3 protein-coding genes and 2 pseudogenes are annotated in these 4,285 nt (G+C 68.9%); 2 read left to right on the top strand and 3 right to left on the bottom strand.

The annotated features are described in order from the left end of the window. Window positions 1-55: 55 nt before the first annotated feature. The 3 genes and pseudogenes from tkt to A7A76_RS26810 all read right to left on the bottom strand — a co-directional run. Window positions 56-2,053, bottom strand: coding sequence for a transketolase (gene tkt / locus A7A76_RS17175; protein ID WP_206412346.1), 1,998 nt, complete (start codon window positions 2,051-2,053; stop codon window positions 56-58). Window positions 2,054-2,411: 358 nt separating this feature from the next. Beyond that, the gene (locus tag A7A76_RS17170) at window positions 2,412-3,776 is read right to left on the bottom strand and encodes a dicarboxylate/amino acid:cation symporter (RefSeq protein WP_206412345.1); all 1,365 of its coding nucleotides are present in this window, start codon (window positions 3,774-3,776) and stop codon (window positions 2,412-2,414) included. Further along, a pseudogene (locus A7A76_RS26810) lies at window positions 3,773-3,961 on the bottom strand (DUF6053 domain-containing protein); the annotation flags it as partial. The pseudogene A7A76_RS26810 and the gene A7A76_RS17170, both read right to left, overlap by 4 nt. Here A7A76_RS26810 and A7A76_RS26805 point away from each other — a divergent pair. Together A7A76_RS26805 and A7A76_RS26800 are read left to right on the top strand one after the other, a co-directional pair. Continuing rightward, a pseudogene (locus A7A76_RS26805) lies at window positions 3,903-4,034 on the top strand (DUF6053 domain-containing protein); the annotation flags it as partial. The pseudogenes A7A76_RS26810 and A7A76_RS26805 overlap by 59 nt on opposite strands. After that, a partial coding sequence (locus A7A76_RS26800; RefSeq protein ID WP_428995184.1) for a DUF6053 domain-containing protein occupies window positions 4,010-4,285 on the top strand: 276 nt, incomplete at its 3' end. The pseudogene A7A76_RS26805 and the gene A7A76_RS26800, both read left to right, overlap by 25 nt.

Genomic DNA, 4,285 nt, shown 5'->3' with positions numbered 1-4,285 from the left:
GCGTCCCCGTTCGCCCGCCGCCCCGCCTGCGCGGGACGGCCTATGCCGCGCCCGCTCAGCCGAGCTTCTTGACCGTGGCGACCACGCGCTCGACGGTGAAGCCGAAGTACGGGAACAAGGCTTCGGCCGGGGCCGAGGCGCCGAAGCGGTCGATGCCGACGACGTCGCCGTCCAGGCCGACGTACTTGCGCCAGAAGTCGCTGACGCCGGCCTCGATCGCCACGCGCTTGCGCACCGCGTTGGGCAGCACCGATTCGCGGTAGTCCTGCGGCTGGCGGTCGAACACGTCGGTCGAGGGCATCGACACCACGCGCACCTTGACGCCTTCGGCGCTGAGCTGGTCGGCGGCCTGGGTGGCCAGGCCGATTTCCGAACCGGTCGCCAGCAGGATCACTTCCGGCGCGCCGTCGCTGTCGCGCAGCACGTAGCCGCCGCGCTCGATCTGCGCGACCTGCTGCGCGTCGCGCGGCTGGTGCGGCAGGTTCTGGCGCGAGAACACCAGGCAGCTCGGGCCGTCCAGGCGGGCGATCGCCGCCTTCCACGCCGCCGCCGATTCGACCGCGTCGCACGGGCGCCACACGTCGTTGTGCGGGATGTAGCGCAGGCTGGCGAGGTGCTCGATCGGCTGGTGGGTCGGGCCGTCCTCGCCCAGGCCGATGGAGTCGTGGGTGTAGACGTGGATCACGTGCGCGCCCATCAGCGCGCTCATGCGCACCGCGTTGCGGGCGTAGTCGCTGAACACCAGGAAGGTGGCGTCGAACGGGATGAAGCCGCCGTGCAGGTTGAGGCCGTTGCTGATCGCGCTCATGCCGAACTCGCGCACGCCGTAGTAGACGTAGTTCGCGTTCGGATCGCTGCTGGCGACCGATTTGCTGGCCTTCCACAGGGTCAGGTTGGAATGGGCCAGGTCGGCCGAGCCGCCGATCAGTTCCGGCAGCAGCGGCGCGAAGGTCTCGATCGCCATCTGCGAGGCCTTGCGCGAGGCGATGGTCTGGCCATCGGCCTGCAGCTTGGCGATGTAGGCGTCGGCCTGGGCGGCGAAGTCGGTCGGCAGCTCGCCGGCGATGCGGCGCTGGAGCTCGGCGGCTTCGGCCGGGAACTGCGCGGCGTAGGCATCGAAGGCCTGCTGCCACTGCGCCTGGGCGGCGGCGTGGTCGCGGTTGCGCCAGCCGGCGTAGATGTCCTGCGGGATTTCGAATTCGGCGTAGGGCCAGTTCAGCGCGGCGCGGGTCGCGGCGACTTCGTCCTTGCCCAGCGGCGCGCCGTGCGAGGACTCCTTGCCGGCCTTGGCCGGCGAGCCGAAGCCGATGGTGGTGCGGCAGCAGATCAGGGTCGGCTTGTCGCCGTGCTTGAGCGCGGTTTCGATCGCGGTCTTGATCTCGACCGGATCCTGGCCGTTGACCTTGCGGATCACGCGCCAGCCGTAGGCCTCGAAGCGCGCCGCGGTGTCGTCGGTGAACCAGCCGTCGGTGTTGCCGTCGATGGAGATCTTGTTGTCGTCCCAGAACGCGACCAGCTTGCCCAGGCCCCAGGTGCCGGCCAGCGACGCGACTTCGTGCGAGATGCCTTCCATCAGGCAGCCGTCGCCGAGGAACACCCAGGTGCGGTGATCGACGATGTCGTGGCCTTCGCGGTTGAAGCGCTGGGCCAGGATCTTCTCCGCCAGCGCCATGCCGACCGCATTGGCCAGGCCCTGGCCGAGCGGGCCGGTGGTGGTTTCCACGCCCGGGGTCTCGAAGTTCTCCGGATGGCCCGGCGTGCGCGAGTGCAGCTGGCGGAAGCGCTTGAGCTCTTCGATCGGCAGGTCGTAGCCGCTCAGATGCAGCAGCGCGTACTGCAGCATCGAGCCGTGGCCGTTGGAGAGGATGAAGCGGTCGCGGTTGAACCACTTCGGATCGGCCGGGTTGTGGCTCAGGAAGTCGTTCCACAGCACTTCGGCGATGTCGGCCATGCCCATCGGCATGCCGGGGTGGCCGGAGTTGGCGGCCTGCACCGCGTCGATGGCGAGGAAACGGATGGCGTTGGCAAGGTCGCGGCGGCTGGGCGTCGTCATGGGGCTCGGGCGGCTGAGGCTGGGAGGCGGAGCGGAGACCGGCCCGGGGCGTGCCCGTTGCGGGCGGCGGGGCCGGCGAAGAGGCGCCATTGTCCCATCCCGGGGCGGCCGTGTCGCCCCGAGCCCGTTCAGGGGCGGCCGCGCGGGCGCCGGGGCGGCTTTCCCCGCCCGAAGCGGCAGATTCGGCATACCTCCTGTAGGAGCGGCGCGAGCCGCGACCGCGACATCGCAACTACGGCGGACGTTTCGACGCAGCTGAGTTGTCGCGGTCGCGGCTCGCGCCGCTCCTACAGGGGCAGCCGTCACAACGAAAAAGCCCGCCGGAGGGCGGGCTTTTCGCGATCGCGGATCGCGCGGCTCAATCGGCCAGCGTCTCCGCCGGCGGATCCTCGACCCCGCGCGACACCATCGAGGCGATGGCGATGTCGCCGGTGACGTTGAGCGTGGTCCGGCACATGTCGAGGAAATGGTTGACGCCCAGGATCAGGCCGATGCCTTCCGGCGGCACCTTGACCATCGCGCAGATCATCGCCACCACCGGCAGCGAGCCCGACGGGACGCCGGCGGTGCCGATGCCGCCGAGGATGCACACCAGCATCACCATCACCTGCTGGCCCAGGGTCAAATCCACGCCGAAGAACTGGGCCAGGAAGATCACCGTCACGCCTTCGAACAGCGCGGTGCCGTTCTGGTTGGCGGTGGCGCCGACGGTCAGCACGAAGCGCGAGATGCGCCGCGGCAGCTTGAGTTCGTCGGCCACGCGCAGCGCGGTCGGCAGGGTGGCGTTGCTGGACGCGGTGGAGAACGCCAGCACCATCGCTTCCTGCGCGCCCTTGAAGAATTCCAGCGGCGAACGCCCGCCGATGAATTTGATCGCCAGCGAGTAGGTCACGAACATGTGGATGGCCAGCGCCGACACCACCACCGCCACGTACTTGGCCAGCTTGAACAACAGGTCCCAGCCGAACTGCGAGGACAGGTTGAACATGAAGCAGAACACCGCGTACGGCGCCAGCTTGATCACCAGCCCGATCAGGGTCATGGAGATTTCGAACAGGCCCTGCACGCCGTCGCGCAGCGTGTCCACCGCCTTGGACTTGGTCAGCACCATGCCCACGCCGATCATCAGGGCGAAGAACATCACCGCCAGGATCGCGTCGTCGGCCGCGGCCTGGACCACGTTGCTGGGCACGATCGACACCAGCATCTGGATGCCCTTGGGCGCGTCGGTGCTGCCCTTGACGATACTTTGCGCGCGCTCGGCGTTCTCGCTCATCAACTGCTGCGCCTGCGCCGGGTCCATGCCGGCGCCGGGCTGGAACAGGTTGACCATCAGCAGGCCCAGGATCACCGCCAGGCCCGACATCACGATGGTCAGGCCGAGCGTGCGCCAACCCACCCGCCCGAACGAGCGGATGTCGCCCATCTCGCTCACGCCCATCACCAGCGCCGAGAACAGCAGCGGGATCACCAGCATGAAGATCAGGCGCAGGAAGATCTCGCCGGCCGGGCCGGTGATCACTTCGGTGAACAGCTTGAGCAGCGATTCGCAGCGCCAGCCGGCCGCGCCGGCTTCGCAGGCCTGGCCGCTCAGTTGCGCCCAGCTGACGCTGCCGATGCCGGCGGCGTAGACGATCAGGCCCAGGCCGAGACCGGCGAGGAAGCCGATCGCCATTTTCCAGTGCAGCGGCAGCGGCTTGCGCGCGTTCGCGGTTTCGCTCATGGATTCGCTCTTACGGGCCCGGCCAAAACAGCGGGCAGGATACACCAGGGGGTCGAAAACGCCCGGACGGTGGGGTTTGGAGGCGGTCCGGGCCTGGACGGCGCGGGTTTTCCTGTGGGAGGGGCTTCGGCCCCGACGCTTTTCGGTCTGGCCACGGCGATCTGGTGCAAAAGCGTCGGGACTGAAGTCCCTCCCACAGGAGTTTCACCCGCAAGTGGAACGGCGGATTTCAGATGGATCGCAGCCGGCTCGCGGTAAGCGGGTCTGTCTTTGTGGGAGGGGCTTCAGCCCCGACGCTTTCCTATCCGATCGCGGCGATCTGGCACGAAAGCGTCGGGACTGAAGTCCCTCCCACACAATTTTCTCCCGCAGCAGGAGCCGCCGCGATCAGGTCGCGGGCGGCGGGTACAGCGGCGGCAGCGGCGAGGCCGGTTGCGCGGCGCCCTGACGCCACTGCGGGCCTTGCGCGAATGCGGCGCGCAGGCGGTTGCGCGCGGCGACGCCGTCGC

This window comes from Lysobacter enzymogenes, assembly GCF_017168095.1.
In the GTDB taxonomy this organism is placed as follows: Bacteria; Pseudomonadota; Gammaproteobacteria; order Xanthomonadales; family Xanthomonadaceae; genus Lysobacter; species Lysobacter enzymogenes_D.
Note: the sequence above shows the minus strand (reverse complement) of the source record. Positions and strands in the feature narration are given on the sequence as shown.